Origin of the sequence: Lawsonibacter asaccharolyticus (genome assembly GCF_022453915.1) — a bacterium.
GTDB lineage: Bacteria > Bacillota > Clostridia > Oscillospirales > Oscillospiraceae > Lawsonibacter > Lawsonibacter asaccharolyticus.
The window spans coordinates 1,950,343-1,975,967 of the sequence record NZ_CP091870.1 but is presented as its reverse complement, the minus strand read 5'-3'; the positions used below and the strand labels follow the sequence as shown (position 1 = coordinate 1,975,967).

The window sequence follows — 25,625 nt, the reverse complement described above, 5'->3', positions numbered from 1 at the left end:
CTGTGAATCAAAGTTCATGTGGATACCTAATCTTATCCAGGCCCGCCTTGATTTCTTCCCATTCGCTGCGTTTCGGGTTCAACGCAGTGACCAGTTCTTTTGTCACCGGAACCCCGTCAGCAAGCTGGCGCACAGCTTCCAAAGGCAGATCGGCCGGATAAAACCACTTCCCGTACTCCACATAGCTCAACGGATTGCCATCAATCGTGGAGAGCAGATCCTTGGATGCGTCCTCGCCGTCCATGGGATTGCAGTGCCATGTGGTGCCATCTTCCGTCCAGACGCAGAAGGTGCTTTTCATCTTTTTGACTTCACGGCTGCCCATGATCTTTTGCAACGCAGGGGGCATTCCATCTGTCAGGTCTTCGATACGGGGAAGTTTTTCCTCCCAGTCGTAGAGTTCGGAATCCACACCGTTGATTACACAGCCTTCCGGCGCAAACATGACGATCATGCTCTGGTCACTGCCATCAGTGGCAAAGAATGCCTCTTTGCCTTTTCGCCATGCGGGGTTGTAGGTATAGTGGCGAATGAAACTCCATTCCTCCTCCAGCATGACGATGTCCAGAGCCGCCAGCCCTTTACAGAAGTTTTTCAGGCGCTCCGCATTGGGAAGGCCAGATAAATCTTTTGTGGAAATCATGTGGGTATCCTCCTGTCTTTCGTCACCACAGCCGGTCGATCTTGGTATATATCTTACTGGGTTCTCTGTCCATAAAACTGGTCAATGAGTCGGTGGGTTCTGCAAGCGGCATCACATTCAAAATGTCCAGCACATAATACCAGATTCCTGTATCCCAGTCCCGAAACCGCCCATTGCAGACAGCCCGACCATAATCACCAGGAATCAAACCCAGTGCCAGCTCATTGAGGGGCTGTTTTTGCCCGGTCTTATCGCAGGTATATCGCTCCGGCATCGCCCCGATGTGCCAATCATAGCGGTAACGCACCTGGATTCCGGACTCCTGCTGAATCAGTTCAAAAGGGCGAAGTCGCATTGTGCCATTCGGCTTCCATTCCATCAGCCTGCAGCAGTCCCTATCGATCTGAAATCCATCAGTCCTCTGTAAAATCGATACAAAGTGTGTAGGTAGGCCAAAGGAATAATAAGAGAAGAAGTCTTTCGGCAGCCGCATGGCTCTGGGATACTGGTTCCGCTGTGCGGCCGCATTTCCGCCCCGGCAGTCTTTATACCATTGCAGGCGGATCTGCTGAACCAGAAGTGTGGGCAGATGCTTCGTCTGATTACTGTTCTGTCTCATCGCCGCACCTCCTTTCCTGGCGTCCCTTTATGAACGATTGGCCTGCTCCAGCCGTTCCATCAACAGTGGGATTGCCGTAGCCTGCCAAAAATCTCCGCTTATCCAACCAGTGGACATTCCTACATGAGTTTTGGAAAATTGATCTACATAGTAGTGTTTGCCCGGCTTCGGCAGCTCTCCGGTCAAATCCGCAAAGATGTGGAGGATTTCCTCTCGGAGAACATTTGGGGGATACGGCAGTTCCACCGCCTGATACCGCTCCTTCAGAAGCTGCCACAGGAAAGGGTCGCCCCGAAGCCCCCACTGATCTGGTTCTGGAGTGAAGATGATAGACACATTGCTCATGATAATTCTCCGTTATCCAAAATGCTCTCCAAATAAGTGAAGAGGTTCTGCGATAGATATTCCATGTTTTGGGCAATCTCCTCTTTCTGAACAGTATCTTCATCCAAGGAAAAGAGAACCTCATGATCGATCTGACAGATCCCACATTGCTCCTCATTCGGCATATTTGTTAGGTCAATGCACCGGATATAGAATCCACCATCATCCCATGCAAATGGCAGGTAACCATGTTTCACCAGAAGCGGGTTCCACGCATTTCGGACAGCCTTAAACGGGGCAGAAACGGGGTTCTCTCCAACGGGATTTTCGAAGTAGTGGTGGTAAACCGTGAGAAAAGCATTCAAACATTTGGGAAGGTTTGTTCCAATGGCTTTCTCCAGTGCCTCAATATCTTGGTCGGTGACGGTGGAGGGGATGAGCTTCCATGCCTTCCATTCATCTTTCGAATCTGCATCTTCCCGCCACATGGCCTTGTCCGATTCCCCCAAAGGTCGCATGACAGCAATTCCGTTTCCTAACTGTTCCAGTTTTTGATAGTACCGCTCAAAGAAATCCCGCATAAATCGACGGGCCTGTGTATCTGTCATAGCAAAACCTCCGGCGTTTTAGCTCTCATGGGTGATACAGAAAATCTCCTGGTTTAAGTCAAAGTAGATTACCATCAGCTCGTCGGTGATCTCCGGGTTGAAGGACAGATCCATAATGAAAACTTGTTGATCCATCTCGTCATCCACCAGACTGCCGAACCGCTTGAGCTTCAAAAAGTCCACCATCTCGGCAAAGGACAGCTTGGATGGGTCGGTTCCCGGAAAAAGTTCCGCCGCAATATCCGGGCCTACATCGTCCCGGTGGAACTCCATGAAAAATGTCACAACGCTATGGTAGCGGCTGTCCTCGTCCGCCAGCGCCGCTTTGATGGCGGCTTTGGCCTTCTCCGCCAATTCCTCCGCCTCATCCAGCATTTCTCCCACCGCATCCATGGCAGCAGGATCGCCAGTCAGTTCTTCCTCCACATCGAAGATAAAGGGTAGTCCCGATTCCTCGGGAAAGTTGAAGATTTCCTCGCCGGGGGTATATGTAAGATCCATGCGTTTACAGTTCAGCTTCATCTCTGCGCCTCCTTATCCCTCAATGTTGGCAGTTTTGAGGCCCTTTTTCAAGGAGCCGTAGACCGTCACCGCATGGTCGGTGAACATCTCATCGCAGTCAAACCAGGCGGTGAAGCTGCCGCCGGAGGTGACGGACAGGCTGGTCATGCTGATCCGCCGGACAAGTTCTTCCTCTGTGATGGGATCAGTTTCCGGGTTGCGGGCATTTTCATTATCCTGTGAAAGCCATTCATTAGCCAGCTCGGTCAGGTTCTTGGCCGCAAGCTCCCGCATGGCCTTGTCCCAGGTTTCGCAGTCGGCCAGCAGCTTTTTGGCGGCACTGCGGGCGCGGGTCCAGGAGGGCTTGCTTTCAGCATTGACCTCCAGAGAAAGGAGCACATCCTTTCCGCACCACTGGATCTCTCCCTCGAAGGTATCATAGTCCTTGTCCAGCTTCAGCTCACCCAGCACCTGGTCCTGGATCACCACCGGCTTGTGGTACTCGTCCAGAACCGCCTGAAGCTCCGGGCAGTCCTCATGGGCCTTGACCACCTGGGAGATACACCAGGGCCGCGCCACCAGATTTTTTGCCCATTCCTCTTTCATCCGGCGGATCTTCAGGCGGCAGATCTGCTCGTTTTGAAAGCGTTCCCAGCCCTTTTCGCTGTTACGCTCCTCATCGGTGACCGGCCACTCCAGCCGCTCCTCTTTGGTGCTGACCTTGCCGGTGTCACAAAACACCACGCCCAGCGTCACAACGGTCATTTCCCAAAAGTTTCCTTTCCAGTTATATCCGCCTCCAATGCAGCGATTGATCAGAGCGACCACTTCCTGCTCCTCAGGCTCGTACATCTCATAGAATTCTTCAAACATAGATCATTCTCCTTTACAGCAGTTTCAGCACTGCGGCGGCAGGCTCGGCAAACTCCGCCGGGGCCTGCTCCAATATATCCCGGCAGGCCAGCACCGCCTGCCAGGAGTAGTAATAGAAGCTGTAAAACAGGTCATCTGGAAAGACCTCGTCCTCCTCGTAGCGCATCTCATCTTCTTCCTCGTCGTATTCCTCCGACCACAGGTATTCTTCCTTCAGCAAATCGGAGAAGCAGGGGAGGGGAGAGGCGTGTTCCATCTCGTCTCCATCGTGGAAGCACTGGAGGATGCAGGCGAAGAATTCCAGCAGTTCCCCAGCCAGGAAATGGGCCGTGGGGTTTTGCTTGCTCTCTGCGAGGGCCTTCTCCCAAATCCGGCTCAGAAACACCATGCCGAAGGGGGTGGCGTGCCACAGGGTACTCTGGTGCTCCATGTTGGCGGTGAGCTCGTAGAGGGACTTTTTGACGGACGCCAGATCACGCATCTGTTCCAGCACCGCAAAATGCTCCGGGAAGTCCGTCCCCCGGCCATAGGCGGTGGTGAGCCGGTGCCACGGGATATCAGCGGCCTTGAGATGGGTGATGTAGGTTCTGTTTTCTTCTGTCATGTCGCTTTCCTCCTTATCCCGCTGTCTAACTGCGGTATTCCTTTTCAAGCTGGGTGTACCACCGTTTCAGCATGGTCTCCAGACTGGTTTTTCCGTTGCGGTCTGTAAAAACAAGGAACTTCTGCATCAGTCTGGGGAATAGATATTTACCCGCTTTTGTCAGGTCCTGATTGAGATAGACCATCCGCAGAATACGGCCCTGCCGGTCCAGAGGGTTCTTTTTCAACAGCTCCTTTTCAAAACAGAAGCGCAGAAACACCACATTCTCGTCGTAGAAGTCCTCCACCACAGCCGCACCAATGCTGGTGTATGTGATGTCGTACACCAAACGACTCCAATCAAATTTCTCGGCATAAAGAAGTTTCAGCGCCTTCTCCCAGTGTTCCTCCGGAATCGCCAGCATCCTGTGCTGGGCGGTGCTGGAGTAGCCGCGGTAGACGGGTTCCGGGTGTCCCAGCAGTTCGCTCACACTGTCGGCATAGACGAAGCACAGTTCCTCATCGAACAGGCCGCCGATAAAATTGCCGTTGCCGTACAGCATGAAGTTTTTGGACTTGGCCGGGGAATAAGAGAGGTTGTATTCCTGGGAGTCCAGGCTTTTATGTACTTTGTTCAGAAAGTCTATGGATGTCATGGCCTTGCTCCTTATTCCTCAAACTCGCCCTCGATCATCCCGTTCAGATACCTGCCGGGGTCTGTGATGAAGTCATCCCATTTGGCCAGAGGGTGGAATTCCTCATGCTCGATGTCCAGATACCACAGCTTTTTGTCTCTGGGGCTCCACAGCAGCAGGTAGTCGCTGTAATTGTCCATAGCAGCCATCAGGGAGAGCAGCTTCTTCCGTTTCCAGGTCATCTCCTGCACATCCATAAAGGAGTAGAGCTCCGCCCACTTCACCCATTTTTGCTCCGAGAACTCCAGCCGCAGGGGGCCGGTCTTCAGATATTCCACCAGCTTGGCGGGCAGCTTATAGGGCATGAGCTGCCGGAGCTTTTCCTGCTCGTTGTGCCATTCCTCCGGCTCCAGCGCCTTCAGGTAGTCAGCCAGCTCCTGATTTTTGTTCTGCACCGCCACGGTGTAAGGCCGGTCGCCGTATTTGTCAGCAATGGTGATGTCGGCCCCCTGTTCCACAAGCCAGCGCACCATGGGGAGATTCTTATGCCGAGCCGCTTCGGTGACAGTGGTGGAGGCGTTCGGAAACACCATGTCCGGCTTGTGGTAATTGATGTCTGCCCCTTTTTCCAGAAGCAGCCGGGCAAGTTTGGTATTGCCCTCGGACACAGCGGCCCGGAATGCCTCGCCGCCAAACTTGTCCACTGTGATCCCGGCCTGCTCCAGCACCTGGATATTCTCCGGGCGCTTGCCCCAGCGCACTTCCTGGAAGGCCCGCTCTTTCTGCTTCGAGCTGAGTTTTGCGGCCTGTCCAGCAAAGAGCGCCACCACCTCCGGCCCACAACAGCGGGCGGCGGTGAGCAGCAGGGGCTGTTCCTCTGCCAGACCGGGATCAGCTCCATGCTCCAGCAGGAAGTGGATCATGGGCACATCATTCCGAAAAACCGCGATCTCCAATGGCATCAGCTTGATGTATTCGCTGAGCTGGATGGGAACATCTAAATCCAGACCACCTTGGAGCAGCGCCTCCAGCTTGGGAATGTCATGGTCACAGATGGCGGCAGCCGTTTCCGGGAGAGTCTCCCAGCGGCCAATATATGCAATTTGGTACATAAGGCACCTACTTTCGTTGTTGTTTCACTTGATAGGGAACGGTCCGGCCCAGCACCCGGCCCTTGCCAACGGCATTGGCTCCCTCATAGATCAAAAATTCCGCATTGTTTTCCAGCGGGCCGTAGTCCACAGTGTCCGGGTAGAGGGGCTGGGCATTCCCCAAAGCCGGTTCATCAAATGCACAACGCTCCGTTCCATCCAGAAAGCACACACCCAGATATTCAGTGGTTCCTGTGACAACAAAATGGGGACTATACTTTCCACTGACCAGGCTGGGGGAAGTCTTTCTCTTGCCGCTCCAGAAGATGACCTCTACATGGAGCACAGCCCGATTTTCATCTGTCCCGATCATGCTGTATTGCTCCTATCCCACTATGGTGGTTTCCTGGACGGCCAGATTGTCATAATCCATGGCGAGCAGCTTCTCGGTGGCCTGTGGGGTACACATAAACCAGGTGCTCACACCCCAGGCATCCATCCTTGTGACGGTGAAAAAGTCAGTTTCGGCAGGAGTCGGATCTCTTGCGTCAATATAGTAGTCGGAGTAGAGATACACCAGATCCACCTCCCGGTCCGGCAGCCACTTGGCCCGGCGCGCACGGGGCTTGCCGTTTTTCAGCGTTTTCTCCCTGGGGTTCTCAAACCACGCCAGTTCCTTGAATTTCAGTCCGGTGAAGGTATCCATCAGCCGCTGGGCGATCTCCCGGTGGGTAAATACCCCACAGTCCCAGGAGCCCATCAGCCATGTCTTTATAAAGTAGCCCACCTTACTGCCAGGGGCAGGAGGTCCGTAGACGCTCTCGTCCGCCCACATGACTTCCATCTTTTCGCACTGATCCGGTCGGGGGCAGGATTGCTTGTTGCCATAGCGGTACATGATATTCACATAGCCATAGTCTTCGCCGGTTCGGTCATGGCCGACGGCGTCTATTTTATAAGCGGTTATGGACATTACAGCTTCTCCTCGTCCATGAGCTGCTCCTGCATCTCTTTGGGCAGATCATTCCACAAAATATTATATGTAAACTCCCGGATCTCCGGGTAACATTCCTGTGCGGTCTGCTCCGCAATATCTCCATCCAGATAGTGCATCTCCTGGTGGAAAAACCAGTTGAGCTTTTCCATCAGCCGGTAGAGGCGGATCTGTTCTTCTTGGGTCATGGGGCACCTCCTCGAATCATCAAAGGATGGAATGGCTGTACCTATGCCAGCTCTGCGTCCAAAATCTGGACTCGTTTCTCTTCCGCGTTCACATAGTAAAGGGCGATATAGTCAATGCCGTCCCGCTTGACCTGCTCCCAGGGCATACGCTCACCGTTGATCAGTTCCACGGTATCTGCCTCATCCGGTTCAAATGTTGCTTTTTCGTCCTCATAGTCAATGCTGTAACCCAGCTCCAGCACCAGCTTGGAGGCTGGGATCTCGTATCGCGTGAGGGGACGGTGCGCCAACTGGGCTGGATCGTGTTCATCGCAGAACAGATTGTCGTAGCCATGCCGCCCACCGTCAAAGATGACGAATTCCTCGCCGCTCTCTGGGTCGCGGGCTGTCACCAGTCCGGGGGCCTCATCGCTGTCTACAATATAGGATTGGGGCTCTCCCTTCACCGTGAGCAGATCTCCGTAATACCAGACCTCCAGCAGTTCACTGCCGGTGGTGGAACAGAGTGTCACGGTGGGCAGACGCTTCTCCGCCCATTCTTTCACATGGCCGATGAGCCAGGTGGGATATTTCTCAGTCATTATAGTCTTTCTCCTCCTATTTTAATTTCAGTACAAATCCCCAGATGCTCACCACAATCAAGAGGACACCCAGCAGAAAGAAAACCACCCGCCGGTATCCTCTGCTGTGTCGATGGGCATCCCGTGTACCGGTGGGGTCGCAGAGCCAGTTCCAGTTGCAGATCGCTCCAATTAAAATCACGGCCCCGATGAGCACCGAGGCAATGTACCAATGCTCTTGCAAAAATGCTGTAATTTGTTCGCTGTTCATTTAGGTTTCCTCCTCGCCTTCGTCGTCGCATATCACCTCATACCACGCTCCATCTTCTCCGCGCATCTGCATGGTACCATAGGGCAGATTCAGGAGCGGGATAATGTCTGGATCGATGCGGCAGATGTCCCGAATATCATAGAAGCCGCAGTGCGACTCGTAGTATTCATCCCCTTCACCGTACACATCGCCCTCGTCCCCAGAGTAGAAGGCCCAACCGCTCTCCCAACCCATATCCTCACGCTCGGGGAACAGCCGGTCCATGATCTGCACCTTACACCCATCCTGGGCGACGCGTTCGGAAGCGTAGCAGAACAGGGGACCGTCCCAGTCAGGAATGACAGCTGGTTTTCCTTCCGCTGCCCGCGCCACCCGCTCCTCGGGGTCATCTGCAAATTCCGCTTCCAGATACTGCTGAAACCGCTCATCCAGCAGGTGCTCCACACTCTGACGGTTCTTTTCGGTATATGGAAGGAGCAGGTAGGCCGCTTCTTTTTCCGCAATACTGTTCCAGACACGGTATTTGAGCCTGGACAAGACGATATTCCGACAGTCCCGGCGGTAGACATAGGGGTTAGAACGGTTGTCCTGGGCGTACCACTGGGCAAAACCGGAGCATCTCCGGTCAAAGAACTGAGTAGACAATTTCCCATCCAGGTTGTCCAGGATGAACACCCGAAGATCAGGCTCCTTTCCGGACTGGACTGCATCCACTATCTCCCGATACCGGGAGATGAATGGGTTACTCATCTGGCCCCGCTTCATAGCCCAGCCCAGGAAGAAAGCCATCAGATTGCAGGCGTCCAATTCGTCCACTGGCAGGTGAAGCTCCTGGATCTTTTTGATCTGGTCTGCGGCGTTGTCCATCTCCGCTGGGTCGTAGCTGATTTTCTCTCGGTCGGTGACCACATTCAGCCGGTGTGGATTGATGACTTCCAGGCTCTCGTCTGGGCAGAGGTCCAGCAGGGCATCCGAGCCGTGCTCCAGCTTGTATTGGAGCTCCTCCCGGTAGAGGGGGATCACCTGATAGAAGTTGACTTCGTCCCCGTCCGGCAGGCGGCAGAAAAAGGACTCCTCCCCAAACACACCGGGACAGAGCAGGATCTCGCCCCGCAGGTCCGTATTCTCTGCAAAAGGGATACCATCCTCACCCTCCATAAGTGTAGTTCTGGATTCCAGCCCTACCTCCGGGTCCTCCATGGCGAAGTGGGCGGTGGCCAGCATCATCCGGATGGGCCAGCTCCACAGTTCCTCCCGGCAGTCCACCTTTGTCAGCTTCCAATCTCGGGGCAGGTTGATGAGCAGCTCCGCCCGTTCCAGTTTTTCCTCCCGGCGCTCCTCCGGGAAACCCATCCGATGCCGGCTCAGGCCGACGGTGACCAGGGTGTAGTAGTCATGCTCCGGCCGGGGCGGGATGACGGCGATCTCCAGCGGGTGATCCGGGTCGCTGTCGTCCGTGAGGAGCTGGGTATAGACACCGAACTGCTGGTCGATATGTAATTTCACATGGCCGAGGATGTCATCGTCGGCAGGGGGAATGGTCTCCCGCCGGATGATCTCCTCCCGCTCTTTCCAATCCAGTTCCAAGGAATTTTCCTCCTCCAGATACTCCTCACAGTCCCTCACCAGCTTTTGGGCATCCGGGTCATCCGGAGCCAGGGCCAGCCAGTGCTTCGCATACTCATAGGCGGTGGCAGCGGAGCGGTATGCCATCAGGCAGGAATAGCCCATCCGGGAGTTCCAGTAAGGGTCGTTCTCTCCCTGAAGGCGAACGGACTCCAGCAGATCAATGGCGTGTCCGAGGAGTTCTCCATCCACCTCACCATCACTGCCGTGGGCGCTGTGATCCCCCAGCACCGCCAGATTGCTGTAAGCCCGACTCAGCTTGACGGTCAGCAGATAACCCCGCTCCTGTTCCGGGATGGCTTCGATAGCCTCAATACATCGCGAGAACTCGTCCGCATCATTCCACTGGTCAATTTGCTCCCGAAATTTTGTTTCTTCTGTCCGATTCATCGTTTCACCGCCTTTTCTGTGTCATCCTTTGCCTTTTTGAAGTGTCCGCTGCCTCGCCAGGTGTTGACCACACAGGTAAAGATCTGACCGCAGTGTTTGCATCGGACCGTGTGAGCCATAATTTCGTCTGCCCATCCATCCTCAGTCTTTACCTTCTCCAGCGAACAGGTGGATTCCTCTGCCATCAGTTCAAATTCACCTTGTTCCACCAACTGCTGGATATAGGCAATACAGGCCAGATAGTCCTTGGGGGCATCAAATTTTCTCCATGTTTGAATGGTTCGGCAGTGCTCGCACATAATGGATGCCTCCTCCTGTAAACGGTTGTTGTCAGCCCTGTATATCAGCGCCAACAGGGCCTTTTTTCAGCGTTCCATCCACAGTGATCACATGGCCCCAAAACATATCGTCGTCCTCATACCAGGCGGTAAAACGGCCGCCGGGAGATACTGTAAACTCGGTGAGCAGGATACGCCGGGCGAACTCATTCTCCGTGATGGGGTCTTTCTCCGGGGCCCGGTCAGTCTGGTCATTGTCCGCCAGCCATTCGTTGGCCTGAGCGGTGAGTTTTTGGGCCGCCATCGCCCGCAGGGACTTGTCCCACGCTTCCTGCTCTGCCACCAGCTTCTTCATCACATTAGTGACACGGGTCCAGGACGCTTTCTTTTCAATCTCCACATCCAACGAGATCCGCACTTCTTTTCCCATCCACTTGCAGGACCCATCGAATGTGCTCATCTCCCGATCCAGTATGAGGGTCCCCAGCACTTCGTCCTCCAGAAGAATGGGCTTTGTGTATTCCGCCCAAATCTCCTCCAGTGCCGGACAGGGTACGCCTTCCTCCAGTACCTCCGTGACATACCACTGAGGTTCGCTGAGGGCATCGCCTTTCCAGCCGCGGGCTTTGATCCGGTAGATCTGGCCCTTGGTAAACCGCTTGGAATAGTCGCCGGCCTCCCGCTCCTTGTCCGTCAGCGGCCAGCTCAGGTAGCATTGGCCGGAGATCACCTGTCCGGTCTTTACATCCGCCATGGCAAGGGCGTGGGTATGCGCTGTCCAGAAAGTATCCAGAAAGGTCTTGTCCGCGCTGATACCGTCCTGAATCAGCACCAGCTTTTCCTCGTCTTCTGGGGCGTATAGGGCAATAAAGTCCTTGACTTTTCTCTTTTTCATGGCGTTCTCCTTACGCAAATACCTGCTGGTATTTCTCTTTCAGTTCCTTCGGCGCCGTCTTGATGGCCTTGCTGCCGCCATTTTCAGAGGCCGGGCCCCAGATAGCCCAGAGCAGGCTCTGCCAAGCGATGGCCCGGAATTTCGGGTCTTCGTTTTCTTCCGGCAGGAGATAAGCAGAAAAGCGGCGCTTAACTGTCAGCAGCGCATCCAGGCTTTCCACATTGGCAATCAGGCTGCGGAATTCCCTGGCAGGCTCCAGCCACTGCATAGATAATGCGCCCCGCACCAATACCCCCAGTGTCCATGGTTGAAACCCAAACTTCCGGATCAAGGCATGAAGGAATTTCCCTTGCAGGGAGGAGTGCTCGTCGTCGCAGAGATCCAGATACTCCGCCACCAGTGTCGCCCACTGTTCTCCCACCAGCCCCAGAGCGAACACAGCGAAAGAGCCAGGCATCGCACAGGCTTCATCCGCGAGGTTTTGGTACCATTCATACTCCCGCATAGCCAGCCGTGCATACCGCTCAATATCGGTGTGTAATTTGGGGTGCTGCACAGCGCAGGCAAAGAGCTGATTGATTCCCTTCCTGGGCAGGCCGGGAATGGGCAGATAGAGTTTGTCCTTTCCACGGAACTCCACCGAGTAACTGCGGGGAAATTCCTCCTGCTCCAGCACCGCACACAGGTAGTCCAGGATTTCAGCATAGCACTCCTCGGTGGAGTCCCTGGCGGTAATGCGGATAGCAGCGAAAGCGTCGTTGGCCGACGCGGTGAAATGCTCCGTCTTACGCCGCTGGATACCCTTTGGCAATTTGCCGCTGCCATTGGTTTTCAGCTGCTTCACCATGTCCGGGCGAAGCTGGGAAACCAGGCCAAGAATGTGTTCGGTTTTGAGGGATTCAAAACTCTGTCCATACACTGTATGGCAGACCGCCACATAGCAGGCAAAGTGCAGCAGCCCTTCGTCCACATCCTCCGCTCGCAATTCCGGCCACACCGTGCAGGGCGGAAACACTGTAAACCCATCTTCCCGCTCTCCCACAAGGAAGTACCGCTCCTGCACCTGCTTTTCTATGTACTTCTCCAACTGATAGCGGATCTCATTCCAGCCCGCCAACCGCCGCAGGGCATCGCAGAAAATAACAGCTTCCTCATAGGGGAATCCCTTCAAAGGCAGTTTGGACAGATACCGATCCAGCAGCTGGCTGGGCAGAAAGGGCGTTCCGCTTTGGTTCCGAACGACCAGCGGGGAGCCGGAATGGTTTTCTTTTGCGGTTCCATCCAACACATCCTGGATGCACTGATCTGCGTGTTTCAGCACTTCGGGGTCCGTATCCGGTTTATGGATCAGGTAATAACGGCCATTTACGCCGTCGCGTTTCGGTAAACTCATAGCAGGCTGCCTCTTTCTTCCGGGTTCGCCGTTATCGGAACAAAAATCTGTGGGTAAAGTTCCTTCAGTTCCTCCGGAGCTGATTCCACCACTTTCTGACCACCCTTGGCGCTGGCTTTGCCCCAGATCACATAGCAGACCGTTTCCCACGCGTATTGCAGCACTTCCTCCGGGCTGGATTCTGTTTCCAGGGTGGGTTCCTCGTCATCATCGTCATCCTCGTCGGAGGAAAAACCGCTTGGAACGATCTCGGACAGGTGGATTTTTGCCTCCAGCAGAGCGTCCAGGCTTTCTGCGTTTGCCATCCACGCGGCATAGTCCTTGGAATACTTCATGTTCTGCATGGACAGCACACCCCGGACAAACATAGGGACGGTATCGGCGGTAAATCCGAACCGTTTCACATACGCCCGGAGGAATTTTTCCTGTAAGTGGGAGTGCTCATCATCACAGAGGCCGAGATAATCCCATACCAGCTGCTGCCACTCTTGCCCCAGCATTCCCAGGGCGAACACGGCAAAACTTCCGGGGAGAGCGCACTGCTCATCGCTGAGATTGGTGTACTGCTCATATTGCCGCATGGCAAGCCGGGCGTACCGTTCCATCAGGGGGTGGAGGCCGGGGTACTGCACGGCACAGGCAAAGAGCTGGTTTACTCCCTTTTTGGGCAGTCCTGTGATGGGAAGATAACTCTTTTCCGGCCCTTTGAACTCCACCGCATAGCTGCGGGGAAAATCCTCCTGTTCCAGAAGCTCACACAGGTAGTTCAGCACTTCATGGCAGCATTCCTCTGTGTTGTCCCTGGCAGTAATACGGATCACGGCAAAGGCATCGTTGGCCGATGCAGTGAAGTGCTCTGTTTTCCTCTTTTGCAGAGAGATCGGCAGCCTGCCGGTTCCATTTTCCCGGAGCTTTTTCACCATATCAGGACGGACTTTCTCTACCAAGCCCAAGAGATAATTGGTTGAAAAATATTCATAGTTCGCTCCATATATCTTATAGCTCACCGCCACATAGCAGGCAAAGCGCAATAGCTCTTCTGAAAGATCCTCCGCACGGATACCCGGTTTTAGGGAATATTCCTGTTCTTTCCAGTAGTCATCTTCACTGCCTGTTCCGACAAAATACTTCTCTTGTAATTCCCGTTTCAGCAGGTTAATCAAATAATAGTCAATTTCACCCCAGCGGCTCTGGCGGCGCAGGTTTTCGCTGAAGGCGATAGCTTTTTCCGCATCCATGGTTTCCGCTCGCTGGGTTTCAATCCATTTTCTCACCAGATCGCACACCTCAAAGGGCGCACCTTGACTGCTGACTACTACCGGCGGCCAGAGAGAATCAAGCCGCGTGATTCTCCCGTCAATGGCATCCTGGATGCACTGGTCAAAGAGCGGTTGCAGTTCCTCCTGTACCTCGGGCTTCATCCAGTAACAGCGCCCGTCCGCACTATTTCGTTTTGGTAAATTCATTTGATGCACTCCTCTCATGTCTGCTGGTGCTGCATGGATACGATCTGGCAGTCCGGGCAGAACTCCACATAGAGCGTGCCCTCCGCACAGTCAAACACTGTATCCCACTGGATCTGGGCCAGATACTTCATGGGCTTCCCACAGTGGGGACAGGTGGTATATTCCGCGTCCTGCACCCAGTTGGCAAAACCGCCCACCGTGTTCACATCCTCGCAGGCTGCGCCGTAAAACAGGGGCACAGGCGCCTTACCCAGCACGAAGGGATTTTCGGTAAGGGCCTTGTAGTCCTCCGGATGGACATAGCAGTCCATCTTCTCCGCCCCGTCAAAGAGCTCGGAGGGAAAAATCTCCACGCCGCCGTCCAAAGTGAAGTGATTGAAGGCGGGGCCTTTCAAAAATCCCACACAGCTGGGGCAGCAGGTGGCGGTCAGGATACCGTCCAGCCCCAGGAACCGGAGCCGCTCATCCCGTCCGTCCAGCACCAGCATATCCACTATGCGTCCGCCACAGTGGGGGCATGTGTCCTTCCGTGCCCGGCCAATGCGGACGGGAGACTTCTCACCGCTGGTTCCCTTGACCATGGGATAGCAGGTGTCAAAGTTAAGTTGGATTCTCTGGCCCTCCTTGTCGAAGGTCCAGCCGCCAATCTGCGCATAGCTGGACGGGTCCACATAGAGGCCCTTGCGCCAGGGCCGGGGATTCCGCTCCAACTCCAACAATGTCTCCATTGCCTTTTCATCCCCCTGGAAGGCAAGGCAGCACATCAGGTTAGACGCTTCGCTGGAATTTTCCGTGGACAACAGCGCATGGATCAAGCCGTCCCGCACATCCTCTGGGGCGCGATAGTAAAGTTCAGAAGGCCAGAAAACCTCTGCGGCCAGCGCCGCCCGCTGGATCTCCAGAGGGATGGCGTCCCGGCAGCCAAGCAACTGCCAAAAGTCGGTGAATTCCGGGTCCTCCATATCAGCCAGCCGCTGGATGTTCTGAATCAAGTTTCTCTGCTTTTCGGCAATCTGTTCCAGCGTCCAGGCCAGAGCAGCTTGTCGCTCTTGTTCGCACTTGCATTTCCAACATAGTCCCTGATACCCAAGGGGCGTCCCACAGCTGGGGCAGGCGTATTTCAGATTCATATTCTCAGACTCCTTTCAGAAAATAGAAAAAACGCCCTGCGAGACCCTGTCACTTGGACAGGCTGACGCAGGGCATGAAAAGGGCGCAAAGAAGAAGTCACATCCACCCACAGATGTGATTTTCTCCATAAACAAAATCCATTTTTATATAGAAACAGAGTTATTTTTGACTGATTCGTGTGCATCTCCCAAAAACTTCCGCCTGCATTGCACATCATTGAATGCGTAAAGTGCAAGCCGTTATCATAAATGATGGGGTCAAATCGCTCTTTTCCATCATACATAATTGCATGGAAATTATCAACTAAAACTTATCATTGCCTTTCCATATGAGAAAGAGGCCGAGATCGCGGATTTTGAAAGCTGCATTTTCCCATGTACAAGCAGTGAAAATGTGATATTGTATTCGCACAGAAATAACGGGGACGCTTTTTGAATGGTTTTTCGGTTGGAAATGTGGTCAAAAACGCTTCCTGCCCGTGGCTGAAGGTCATGCAGCGGCCCGGACAGGGAGCGTTTTTTGTATCTCTATGCGGCTGTTCCTGCGTTGTAGGTCAGTCAGAAAAAATGTGTAAATGATTCCTGTTGTCTGCAACGCAGGATTTGCTGGTCTATAAACAGGGGGAGAAGACTCCCAGGGATGCCATAAAAGGCTCGGAAGACAAATTTCTTATACAAAATCGAAAGATGAAACCGAATGTGTCACCAATTGCCTCTGGTCCAAGTGATGATATGCTCTGCCGTCTCCTCAATTCCCATCACAGAACTGTTGATGCAGAAATCATAATTCTCCGGAACCCCCCAATTTCTGCCGGTATAGGTGTCATAGTATTTTTTTCGCTGTTTATCAATTTTTCTGATGGTGTCCTCCGCTTCTTTTGGCCCGAGGCCCTCGATCTCCATCCGGCGTCTGATACGATCCCCGAAGGGAGCGCAGATGAACAGGCTGATCACCGGGATGCCGGCAGATTTGAGGATGGCATCGGCACACCGCCCCACAATAATGCAGGGATCTTTCTGGGCAAGTTCCAAGATCACCTGGCTCTGCATCTCAAACAGGATGTCCTCCGCCGGCTGGCCCTTCCGCACCTGAGGTCCGCCCTCATAGACGCCGGTAAAGAGCCAGGGATTGGGTGCTTTTTCCTCTCTGCCCGCAAACAGCTCCTCCCGCAGTTCCGCTTTCTGTGCGGCCAGAGTGATCAGTTCCCGGTCATAGCACCTGATGTTCAGTTTCTCTGCCAGCCGTTTTCCGATCTCCCGGCCGCCGCTGCCGAACTGACGGCCCAAAGCAATGATCGGCATCTTCATGTTACGAATCCTCCTTACAAATCTGCTCCGCGGCCGGGCGCGGTTCCGTCATCCGCAGGGTAGCGCCGCGAACATGATCTTTTAAAAGCTGGTCGGTAAACCGGATCAGCTCTTCAGGGGTTCCCTGGATCTCGCCCAGCAGCCACTCCTCGATCATGCTTGCCAGCGCCCCCACATAAAATTTCGTCAGCAAATCAACTTCGTCATCGGATGCGTGGTAGTTCAGTGCTATGACGATCCGCTGGATCGTACTCTGTATGATAGCGTGAATATCTGTCTGAAAAAAGCGTTTCAGATGTTCCCGGCTCAAGGAGTGCAGGGCGCACAGGCAGACAGTCCGGTTTTCCTGAAGATACTGAAAGAGTTGGAGCAGGCCGTCCTGCCACAGCATCACACCCTCATGCTCCCGCAGCAGTGCCACAGCCTCCTGGTCGAACATCCAGCGCACTGCGTCGTAGATATCCTCAAAGTGGTAGTAAAAATGCTGCCGAGCCATGCCGCAGGACTGCATGATCTCCGCGATGGTAATTTTATTCAGAGGCTTTTGTGCCATCAAAGTTTTCAGTGCGGCGCAGATCTCCCGCTTGGCCGCCTCGCTGGCTTCGTATGTTCGCTGTCTCATCCCAACGACCACAGACCTTTCCTCGAATTCTTGATTTTATTTTAGCACAGATCCCAGGACTTATCATAGATGCAGATTAGGAGCAAGTGTCAGAAATCTGACATTTGCCCCTGTTCTGCATCTTGTTTTCCACCAAGAGATTTTTTATGCTGAAAGAAACCAAACCGGAAGGAGCGCGGCGCGATGACAGAGCAGTATCAAGTCACCATACAGGGTCAACTGGGTCCGCGGGAGGGAGTTCTGACCCTCAGTTATCAGGAGAGCTACATTACCGGATCACTGGATCTGGTGGGCTATGTCAACAAGGTGCAGGGCGTGCGGGCAGCGGATGGGACGCTCCATCTCTTTCATCCCATCCAAACGGTGGTGAGCACCATTCCCTGTGAGACCGTTTTAAGACTGCAGGCAGGGAGCCTGTGCGGAACATCTACCTCAAAATCCGCCCAGATGCGGTGGGAAGGCGCACTTCTCCATCAAGGACCCCGGGAGGCATCGGAACTGTGAGCAAGGGAACGGAAAAGTCATCCTTTTTTGAGAAACTGGCCACAGTCATCGTCGACAAAAGAAACCTGATCTTTTTTCTTTATGCCTGTGCCCTGATCTTCTGCCTGTTTTCCCGAAACTGGGTCAGCGTGTGCAACGACATTACAGAGTATCTGCCGGAGACCACGGAGACCCGCCAGGGACTGACCCTCATGGAGGAGGAGTTTACCACCTTCGGCACCGCCCGGGTCATGGTCTCCCATGTGACCTATGAGATCGCGGAGGAACTGGCGGAGCAGATGGAGCAGATCGAGGGCGTCACCTCGGCCACCTTCGGGAGCAGCACCGTCGGCGCGGACACAGGAGGTGACGGTGAGCCGGAGACACCGGAGGACATCACGGAGTATTTCAAGGGGGCTGACGCCCTGATCTCCGTGACCTTTGACGGCGAGGAGGAGGACGAGATCAGCCTCGCCGCCCTGGCTGCCATCCGGGAACTGCTGGAGCCCTACGACTATTACATTGACAGTGCTGTAGGCAACTCACAGGCGGATTCTCTGGCCAGCGAGATGGGGACCATTCTAGCGGTGGCGGCGGTGATCATCGTGCTGGTGCTGCTGCTCACCTCCCGCTCCTATGCGGAGATCCCGGTACTGCTCATCACCTTTATCGTAGCGGCCCTGCTGAATCTGGGCACCAATTTTATTTTCGGGGAGATCTCCTTCGTCTCCAACTCTGTGACCGTGGTTTTGCAGCTGGCGCTGGCCATCGACTACGCCATCATCATGCTCCACCGCTTTCTGGAGGAGCGGGAGTACGCCGAGGACCGGGAGGCCTGCATCGCAGCGGTGAGCGCCGCCATTCCCTCCATCTCTGCCAGCAGCCTTACCACCATTTCGGGTCTGGCCGCTATGATGTTCATGCAGTTCCGGATAGGCTTTGACATGGGCATTATCCTCATCAAGGCCATTCTGTTCAGCATGCTCTCGGTCTTTACCCTGATGCCGGGCCTGCTGATGCTTTTTTCCAAGGCCATGGCAAAAACCCAGCACCGCAGTTTTGTCCCAAAGATCGACCGCTGGGGCAAGTTTACCCTGAAACTGCGCTATGTAGGCGTGCCCTTGTTCGCAGCGGCCATTGTGGCGGGCTTTCTGATGTCCAATCAGTGCCCCTATGTCTACGGCTACAGTCAGATCCAGACCGCCCGACAAAATGAGACCCAGATCGCCGAGAAGAAAGTCAACGAGACCTTCGGCACTCAGAACGTAATGGCGCTGATCGTGCCAAAGGGCGACTATATCAGTGAAAAGGCCCTGCTGGAGCGGCTGGAGACCTATGACCAGGTGGACTACGCCATGGGCCTTTCCAATGTGGAGGTCATGGACGGCTACATGCTCACGGACGCCCTGACGCCCCGGCAGTTTGCCGAGATGACGGATCTGGACTACGAGCTGGTATGTCTTGTTTATGCCGCCTATGCAGCGGAGGGCGAAGAGTACGGAAGGATCGTGGGCGGCCTGGATGACTATACAGTTCCGCTGATGGATATGTTTTTCTTTGCCTATGACAAGGTGGAGGAGGGCTATGTAGATCTGGACGAGGAGGAACAGGCGGATCTGGATGCTCTCTATGAACAGCTTTCTGACGCCCGAGAGCAGCTGCTGGGAGAGGACTACACCCGGATGCTGGTCAGTCTGGATCTGCCAGAGGAGGGGGAGGAGACTTTTGCTTTCCTCCAGACCATCCATGACGAAGCGGAGAGATACTATGACGCCGAAAACGTCTATCTGGTTGGGGACTCCACCAGTGACTATGACCTGTCTGTGTCCTTTGCCAGAGACAATGTGATGATCAGCGTGCTGTCGGTGGCCTTTGTCATTATCGTCCTGCTGTTCACATTCCAGTCGGTGGGCCTGCCCCTCCTGCTGATCCTGGTGATCCAGGGCAGCATTTGGATCAGCTTCTCCTTCCCTGGCGTGACCCAGCAGCCCATCTTCTTTATGAGCTATCTGGTGGTGACCTCCATCCAGATGGGGGCCAACATCGATTACGCCATTGTGATCTCCTCCTGGTACAACGAACTGAAGGAGAAGATGCCGCGGTCAGAGGCTATCGTCCAGGCGCTGGACCTGTCCTTCCCAACGGTGTTGACCTCGGGGAGCATCCTATCTGCCGCCGGGTTCCTGATCTCCCAGATCACTACGGAGCCAGCCATTGTGGGCATCGGCGAGTGCCTGTGCCGGGGAACGCTGATTTCCATGTTTTTAGTCATGTTTATCCTGCCCCAGATCCTGTACGTGGGAGACAAGATCGTGGAAAAGACCCGCTTCAACATCAAAGTTCCGGAGGTCAGCCACAGCGCCAGCGGCACCGTCTATGTAAATGGCCGGGTCCGGGGCCGGGTGTCCGGTGTGGTGGACGCCCACATCCAAGGCGTGATCTACGGAGACGTCTCCGGGATGCTGGAGACTGGAAGTTACCAGACCAAGGAGGTTCCAAAAGCAGATGAAACGGAAAAGCAGTAAATTCTTGAGTCTCCTGCTGGCGGCGGTCTTGCTCCTCTCCCTTATCGCTCCCGCTGCTCTGGCCGCTGGGACCGCCGATACCATCTATCTCCGCACGGCAGAGGATCTGGCGGGGTTCTCCCGGAACTGCACCCTGGACAGCTGGTCTCAGGGGAAAACCGTCTATCTGGAGGCGGACATTGATCTGACCGGCGTGGACTTTGCCCCCATCCCTACCTTCGGCGGCACCTTTGAGGGACAGGGACACACCATCTCCGGCCTGTCCATCACCGGCAGCGGCAATGTGCGGGGACTGTTTCGGTACATACAGCCCACCGGCTCTGTGCGGGATCTCCACGTCTCGGGCAGCATCTCTCCCGCTGACCGCAAAAACGTTCTGGGCGGCCTGGCAGGGAAGAACCAGGGGACCATCACGATGTGTTCGTTTTCCGGGACGGTAAGCGGATTGGACAGTATTGGCGGGATCGCAGGCATCAACGAAGCTCAGGGGGAGATCATCAACTGTGCTTTCTCCGGCTCTGTTACCGGGGAGCACTATGTGGGCGGCATTGCCGGACAGAACTACGGTTCTATCATCCAGTGTGAAAACAGCGGCAGCATCAACACCACAGAGGTGGACACGGAACTGGATCTGGACGCTTTGAATCGTGAGCAGCTCAATGCTGCGGAGAATGTACCTGTGTGTACTGACATTGGCGGCATCGCCGGGTTTTCCTCAGGCATCCTGCAAAGCTGCGTCAACACCGGGGCGGTGGGGTATGCCCATGAGGGGTATAACATTGGCGGCATCGTAGGGCAGCAGTCCGGATATCTGAACGGCTGCACCAATTCCGGGATGATTTTGGGCCGGAAGGATGTGGGCGGCATTACCGGACAGTTGGTGCCGGAGGTGCGTCTGCTCTACACTGAGAGCCAGGTTGGCGACCTGTTGGATGAACTGGACGTGCTGCGAGACCTGATCGGCCGGACCAATGATGATGCCCGCAGCGCCTCCAACGAGATCTCTGAGCGGATGCAGGCTATTTCCGACCGGGCGGGGGAGGTCCAGGGGGCTATCAGTGACTTGGCAGATCTCACCACAGACTGGGCCAATGAAAACATTGATGCGGTCAACAGCATGTCTGCCCGGATCTCCTGGCTCACGGATAAACTGTCTCCCATTATGGAGGATGCCACAGACGCGCTGGATCTGATGGAGAAGTTGGCTGGTCAGATGAATGATGTGATGGACGAGGCGCAGGAGGCCGGCGATCTGGCCCCCGATGCAGCGGACCGGTTTGAGGACGTTATGGACGATCTGAGGGTCGCTGCCCGGCATGGCCGGGACTCGGCAGACCACCTCAAAGCGGCTATGGCGCACTTGCGGAATGTACTGGGGAATCCGGATACGGACACAACCCTGGCGGAAATACAGGCGGCAGTTTCTGAACTGTCCAACGATCTCTCGGATATTGACAGCTGTTTTGTACAAATATGGGAAATTTTACAGGGTGCAGATGGTGTGCTTCAGGGGAGGCCGGAATGGGCAGCTCTTCTGGAAAAGCTGGGGGCGTTTCAGTCTGCCTGTGCCGCTCTGCCAAACTGCTTGGACCAGGTCAACGATGCGCTTGCTCAGGTGATCGGGTCGGAGACCGCTGCCCCGGAAGCATTGGCGCAGTTGAAAAGTGCTGCAGAGGATCTACTGGCCGCCGGACAGGCGTTTGGGCAGGCGGGGGCGGAACTGGCCAAGGCGCTGATGAATGTCGCCCCTGGACAGGGGCCGGATTTGACAGCCGCTTACCAAAAATTACAGGATGCGTCCCAACAGCTTACAGACACACAGGAGGAAGTAGAAAACATTCTGAAAGATTTAGGCGCGTCTGAAGCCGAGCGGGATCTGCAGGTGAAATTGGACGAACTGAATGCTGCCATCGCCGCCGCAGAGCTGGCCGCCGCAGAGGCGGAGGATGCCCTCGCAGCATTGGCCGGGATCGAATCTGCCCAGACTGTCGTTGAGACACTCCAGGTCGAACTGGCGGCCATCCGTACCAGCCTGGAGCGCGCAAAGCTATCTGCACAGGAGATCGCCGCAGCCGCGGAAAAATTGGTGGTGCCTTCCATCAATATCGAGGAATTGGAGGCCGCCAGACAGGAGATACAGGCCGCCAGGGATAGTTTATCCTCCGCACTGCGCGCATTGGCCCGCAGCGTGGACAGCGGCGGGAGTGCCGTCCGCAAACTGCGGGAATTGCTGGAGAAGGCCGGGGATGCCATAGATGAACTGAGGGATGCCGGAGATACCATGGAGGAACTGTCTTCTCTGACTTCAGACATCATGGAAGACCTTTCCCATGTGCTGCAAGAACTATCTGAGATGCCCACCATCACCATCCGTCCCATCAGCAGCGAGATCAAGGAACAGGGGGATGCTCTGGACAGTATTTTTACTGACCTGATCGACAGCGGAGATGCTCTTCGGGAGTCCATGTCCAGCAATACGGACATTTTGCTGGACGATCTGGACGCCATCAACCGGCAGTTCGGTGTCATTACCGACCTGATGCGGGATATTCTGGATGGTTCTGATGAGAAATTTGAGGATCGGTTTGAGGATGTGTCGGACGAAGCGCCTGAAACTACAGATACGGGCTATCTCTCTGACGCCAGGAATGACGGAACGGTGGAGGGCGATGTTAATGTGGCCGGGATCGTGGGCTCTATGGCTATTGAATACGACTTTGACCCGGAGGACGATTTGATCCGGGAAGGCGACCGCTCCCTGGACTTCCGATATCAGACCAAGGCAGTTGTCGCATCCTGTATCAATACAGGAGCAATCACCGGAAAGCAGGACTACGCCGGCGGTATTGTCGGTCTGATGGACCTGGGACGGGTTAGAAACTGCGAGAATTACGGCGCTGTATCCAGCAGCAACGGCGACTATGTGGGAGGTATTGCCGGCGCCTCCTGGGGCAGCGTCCGGGACAGCTGGAGCAAGTGCCACCTGTCTGGCAGGGACTATGTGGGCGGTGCGGCTGGATTAGGGGCTACCCTGATAAATTGTCATACCCTGGTGACCATCGATGAGGGCTCTGCTTATCTGGGGGCGGTAGCGGGAGATGTGGACAGCGACGGCACCGTATCCGGCAACACCTTTACCAGCGAGAACCTGGGCGCTCTGGACGGTATCAGCTATGCCGGGAAGGCGGAGCCGGTGGATTTCGATTCCCTGTGCAGCACAGAGGGCGTGCCGGAGCTGTTTTCTCAGCTGGAGCTGACCTTCGTGGCCGATGGCATCACCGTAGCCGTGGTCCCCTTCCAGTATGGGGAAGGGATCGAATCCCTGCCGGAGATTCCGGCGAAAAAGGGGTACTCCGCCGCTTGGCCGGATCTGGACTATACCCATCTGAATGCCAGTCAAACCTTGGAAGCGGAATATACTCCCTATACCTCCGCCCTTTCGGACGGTGGGGAACTGCCGGAGATCCTTGTGGACGGTAGTTTCAGCAGCCGGGCAGAAGTCTCACACACGATTGAGAATGTGACCTGGAGTGATCGCCAGGGAAAGACGCACACCGGCACTGCCTATACCGTCACAGTGGACGACCCGGATTTAGAGCAGGTGTCCTATACGGTTCACTACCGCCTGCCGGACTCTGGAAAACACTATGCGCTATGGGTACAGGAGGAAAGCGGCTGGTCAGAAGCGGATTTTGAGATCGACGGACAGTATCTGCTGCTCACCAGTCAGACGGAGGAGATCACTTTCTGTATTGCAGAGCGGTCCAGCAGCCTTCTTGTCTGGCTCGCGGCCGGAACAGGTTGCCTGTTGCTTCTGGCTGCCGTATTCTGTGTGCTGCGTCACATTCAAAAAAAGAGGCATTGAACCCCATGTATGGTCGGCAAGCTCACAGGTGAAGTAGTTACAAAAGAAGAACTCTATGAAGCTGCTTGGGCAACGGACTGCGGACTGTCCATGAGCAAGTATGCCGAGGCTTACCAGATCAACCGAAGCAGCGCAGACTGCCTGCAAAGGAAGTTCCTCACTGCCCTGGCCCGTGTCCTGTTCCCGGAGATACAAGCCTTTTTCGAGAGCGAGGAGGGGCAAAGGGAATTTGCTGAGTGGAAAGCACAACAGGGAAAGTCTAAGGGATAAAGGAGGCGGGAGTGTTTTATACACTCCCGCCTCCTTTATCCCTCTAAAATACCAACGTGATTTCTTCTGTAAATAAAAGCCAGTGTTAAACAAGCGAGAGTATATCCAATGATGGCAATTAAAGATGCCTCTATACCAAATCCTGCTCCAGTTAACAAGATGTTGTCTGATGGTATAATGAGTTGAAAAATAGGTTCGCCATAAGCACCCTCCGATGTTGTAATGTGCAGAATGTCCGTTACTATCGCAAAGTTCCATACTGTATGCATAAGAATATTGTTACCAATGGAATTTCCTGCATAGGAGGCAAGCGAAAACATAGTGCCTACCAAAGTACCGCTGATGATTAAAAGAAAGACACCTCCGATTGTAAAAGTTTCCATTGATGGGAGATGTGCAAAACTGAACAAAACGGATGGGACAAGCACAGCAATGTACTTATTCCATTTACTTTCGAGCAGTCTCATAATGAAACCACGGAATAGTATTTCTTCCAATATCCCCGCTTTCAAAGCAATAAGAATAGATGAAATAATAATTAAGAAGATGTCACCAGTGGAAAAAACATTTACTTGTGCCCGTCCAATGATTAGAAAGATAGTAACTACAAAAGCAGGTAACAAAACAGATAAACTAACTCCCCACCATTTAACGGAAAATGAAATCCCGAAGTCTTCCATTTTTAGATGGAGAACTTTTGTTGTATAGAGCCAAAAGAAAATTAGTGTCAGCAACAGATAGCCCGGCATTCTGATAATAGGGTACAACTCACGGACTGGAAGATCTATGGTAGAAAATAGGAAATCAAAAATTAGACTTCCCAATAAATCACCGGCCAAAAACAGCAAAAAATATACAATAATTACGGAAATTGTCTTTGGTGTTGAAAACTTATAATTCATTCTGGTTTCACAATCCTCCCAATAAAATGGTCTTGTAGAGAGATGTTAAATGTTATTATAGCATGGGAAATAAAACATACAAGGACAGGGCCCTCCCTGCCCTTGTATGTTTTAACTAACATTTCGATAGAAATGATAAATCCGGTCACATTACCCACTTGGACAATGTAGTTCAGATTATCATTGTTTGGCCCGAGTGGGGAGACTCGAACGCACGACATCCAGCTCCCAAATGTGTGTCGTAACCTTCAACCGGTACTCTACCGCCCTCTTTGGCCCTTTCCTCTGCTTGGGCAGTTCCTCTTTAGAACTCTTTTGCCCTGCTTGTTTCAAGAAACCCCTTTCGTCTTTTGGGATTTGTGTGGGATTGGATTCTGTGTATTAAAAGATGTTCCGCCCGGTTTAATGGGGGCGATGACAGGCCAATCACCTCAGAACAGAGGCGCAGAAACTGCGCCGCATAAACAAAAAATAAGGCCCGTCCCACCGGCAGTCTGAGCGCAGCTCGTCTCCACGCAAATCAACGGCTGTCTCCCCAAAGTTATTTCATTCTACCATGCCGCCGTACAAAAGACAATAAAAG

General features: G+C 54.2%; 27 protein-coding genes. 4 read left to right on the top strand and 23 right to left on the bottom strand.

The features are described from left to right. Positions 1–7 precede the first annotated feature (7 nt). The 22 genes from L9O85_RS09465 to L9O85_RS09360 all read right to left on the bottom strand — a co-directional run bounded on the left by L9O85_RS09465 (position 8) and on the right by L9O85_RS09360 (position 16,997). Entirely contained in the window at positions 8–643 is a 636-nt protein-coding gene (locus tag L9O85_RS09465; protein ID WP_301578510.1) for a hypothetical protein, read from the bottom strand. 22 nt (positions 644–665) lie between these two features. Further along, positions 666–1,262, bottom strand: a complete 597-nt coding sequence (locus L9O85_RS09460; RefSeq protein ID WP_301578509.1) for a hypothetical protein — start codon at positions 1,260–1,262, stop codon at positions 666–668. A gap of 27 nt (positions 1,263–1,289) precedes the next feature. After that, positions 1,290–1,607: a hypothetical protein gene (locus L9O85_RS09455; RefSeq protein ID WP_301578508.1), complete on the bottom strand. Its 318-nt coding sequence runs from the start codon at positions 1,605–1,607 to the stop codon at positions 1,290–1,292. Continuing rightward, on the bottom strand, positions 1,604–2,194 hold the full coding sequence (locus L9O85_RS09450; protein WP_301578507.1) for an SMI1/KNR4 family protein: 591 nt from the start codon (positions 2,192–2,194) through the stop codon (positions 1,604–1,606). The genes L9O85_RS09455 and L9O85_RS09450 overlap by 4 nt, the downstream gene beginning before the upstream one ends. Positions 2,195–2,212: 18 nt before the next feature. Further along, a complete protein-coding gene (locus tag L9O85_RS09445) occupies positions 2,213–2,716 on the bottom strand; it encodes a DUF2004 domain-containing protein (protein WP_301578506.1) in 504 nt (167 codons plus the stop codon). 12 nt (positions 2,717–2,728) lie between these two features. Next, on the bottom strand, positions 2,729–3,568 hold the full coding sequence (locus L9O85_RS09440; RefSeq protein WP_301578505.1) for a DUF2262 domain-containing protein: 840 nt from the start codon (positions 3,566–3,568) through the stop codon (positions 2,729–2,731). A gap of 13 nt (positions 3,569–3,581) precedes the next feature. Then, entirely contained in the window at positions 3,582–4,172 is a 591-nt protein-coding gene (locus L9O85_RS09435) for a hypothetical protein (RefSeq protein WP_301578504.1), read from the bottom strand. 25 nt (positions 4,173–4,197) lie between these two features. Continuing rightward, a complete protein-coding gene (locus L9O85_RS09430) occupies positions 4,198–4,806 on the bottom strand; it encodes a hypothetical protein (protein ID WP_256182183.1) in 609 nt (202 codons plus the stop codon). An 11-nt stretch (positions 4,807–4,817) separates the two neighbouring features. After that, positions 4,818–5,897 carry an ankyrin repeat domain-containing protein gene (locus tag L9O85_RS09425; protein WP_301578503.1) on the bottom strand — a complete coding sequence of 360 codons (1,080 nt, stop codon included), beginning with the start codon at positions 5,895–5,897 and terminating at the stop codon, positions 4,818–4,820. Between the two features lie 7 nt (positions 5,898–5,904). Then, positions 5,905–6,249, bottom strand: coding sequence for a hypothetical protein (locus L9O85_RS09420; protein WP_301578502.1), 345 nt, complete (start codon positions 6,247–6,249; stop codon positions 5,905–5,907). A 12-nt stretch (positions 6,250–6,261) separates the two neighbouring features. Next, positions 6,262–6,849 carry a hypothetical protein gene (locus L9O85_RS09415; protein WP_301578501.1) on the bottom strand — a complete coding sequence of 196 codons (588 nt, stop codon included), beginning with the start codon at positions 6,847–6,849 and terminating at the stop codon, positions 6,262–6,264. Next, positions 6,849–7,058 (bottom strand): hypothetical protein, encoded by a 210-nt coding sequence (locus L9O85_RS09410; RefSeq protein WP_301578500.1) that lies wholly within the window; start codon positions 7,056–7,058, stop codon positions 6,849–6,851. The genes L9O85_RS09415 and L9O85_RS09410 overlap by 1 nt, the downstream gene beginning before the upstream one ends. Positions 7,059–7,099: 41 nt before the next feature. Further along, positions 7,100–7,639 (bottom strand): hypothetical protein, encoded by a 540-nt coding sequence (locus tag L9O85_RS09405; RefSeq protein ID WP_301578499.1) that lies wholly within the window; start codon positions 7,637–7,639, stop codon positions 7,100–7,102. A 16-nt stretch (positions 7,640–7,655) separates the two neighbouring features. Then, on the bottom strand, positions 7,656–7,889 hold the full coding sequence (locus L9O85_RS09400; protein ID WP_256182190.1) for an Imm17 family immunity protein: 234 nt from the start codon (positions 7,887–7,889) through the stop codon (positions 7,656–7,658). Next, positions 7,890–9,905, bottom strand: coding sequence for an immunity protein Imm33 domain-containing protein (locus L9O85_RS09395; RefSeq protein WP_301578498.1), 2,016 nt, complete (start codon positions 9,903–9,905; stop codon positions 7,890–7,892). It lies immediately after the preceding gene. Beyond that, on the bottom strand, positions 9,902–10,204 hold the full coding sequence (locus L9O85_RS09390) for a hypothetical protein (protein ID WP_301578497.1): 303 nt from the start codon (positions 10,202–10,204) through the stop codon (positions 9,902–9,904). The genes L9O85_RS09395 and L9O85_RS09390 overlap by 4 nt, the downstream gene beginning before the upstream one ends. A gap of 31 nt (positions 10,205–10,235) precedes the next feature. Beyond that, positions 10,236–11,078, bottom strand: a complete 843-nt coding sequence (locus L9O85_RS09385) for a DUF2262 domain-containing protein (protein WP_301578496.1) — start codon at positions 11,076–11,078, stop codon at positions 10,236–10,238. 10 nt (positions 11,079–11,088) lie between these two features. Further along, positions 11,089–12,471: a DUF6138 family protein gene (locus tag L9O85_RS09380; RefSeq protein WP_301578495.1), complete on the bottom strand. Its 1,383-nt coding sequence runs from the start codon at positions 12,469–12,471 to the stop codon at positions 11,089–11,091. Next, positions 12,468–13,937, bottom strand: a complete 1,470-nt coding sequence (locus L9O85_RS09375) for a DUF6138 family protein (RefSeq protein ID WP_301578494.1) — start codon at positions 13,935–13,937, stop codon at positions 12,468–12,470. Before L9O85_RS09375 ends, L9O85_RS09380 begins: the two co-directional genes overlap by 4 nt. Before the next feature lie 14 nt (positions 13,938–13,951). Beyond that, a complete protein-coding gene (locus tag L9O85_RS09370; RefSeq protein WP_108980964.1) occupies positions 13,952–15,067 on the bottom strand; it encodes a hypothetical protein in 1,116 nt (371 codons plus the stop codon). Positions 15,068–15,769: 702 nt separating this feature from the next. Then, positions 15,770–16,375, bottom strand: coding sequence for an AAA family ATPase (locus tag L9O85_RS09365; RefSeq protein WP_077138738.1), 606 nt, complete (start codon positions 16,373–16,375; stop codon positions 15,770–15,772). Between the two features lies 1 nt (position 16,376). Continuing rightward, on the bottom strand, positions 16,377–16,997 hold the full coding sequence (locus tag L9O85_RS09360; RefSeq protein ID WP_108980965.1) for a TetR/AcrR family transcriptional regulator: 621 nt from the start codon (positions 16,995–16,997) through the stop codon (positions 16,377–16,379). Between the two features lie 183 nt (positions 16,998–17,180). On the opposite strand from L9O85_RS09360, the gene L9O85_RS09355 reads away from it, so the two are divergent. The 4 genes from L9O85_RS09355 to L9O85_RS09340 are packed head-to-tail and all read left to right on the top strand — an operon-like array spanning position 17,181 to position 24,140. Further along, positions 17,181–17,501, top strand: a complete 321-nt coding sequence (locus L9O85_RS09355) for a hypothetical protein (protein WP_108980966.1) — start codon at positions 17,181–17,183, stop codon at positions 17,499–17,501. Further along, a complete protein-coding gene (locus L9O85_RS09350; protein WP_108980967.1) occupies positions 17,498–20,005 on the top strand; it encodes an efflux RND transporter permease subunit in 2,508 nt (835 codons plus the stop codon). Before L9O85_RS09355 ends, L9O85_RS09350 begins: the two co-directional genes overlap by 4 nt. Continuing rightward, positions 19,986–23,870, top strand: coding sequence for a GLUG motif-containing protein (locus L9O85_RS09345; RefSeq protein WP_301578493.1), 3,885 nt, complete (start codon positions 19,986–19,988; stop codon positions 23,868–23,870). Before L9O85_RS09350 ends, L9O85_RS09345 begins: the two co-directional genes overlap by 20 nt. A 9-nt stretch (positions 23,871–23,879) precedes the next feature. Continuing rightward, positions 23,880–24,140, top strand: a complete 261-nt coding sequence (locus tag L9O85_RS09340; protein WP_147577051.1) for a hypothetical protein — start codon at positions 23,880–23,882, stop codon at positions 24,138–24,140. Between the two features lie 35 nt (positions 24,141–24,175). Here the strand turns inward: L9O85_RS09340 and L9O85_RS09335 are convergent, their stop codons facing one another. Further along, positions 24,176–25,042, bottom strand: coding sequence for a CPBP family intramembrane glutamic endopeptidase (locus tag L9O85_RS09335; protein ID WP_301578492.1), 867 nt, complete (start codon positions 25,040–25,042; stop codon positions 24,176–24,178). Between the last annotated feature and the right edge of the window lie 583 nt (positions 25,043–25,625).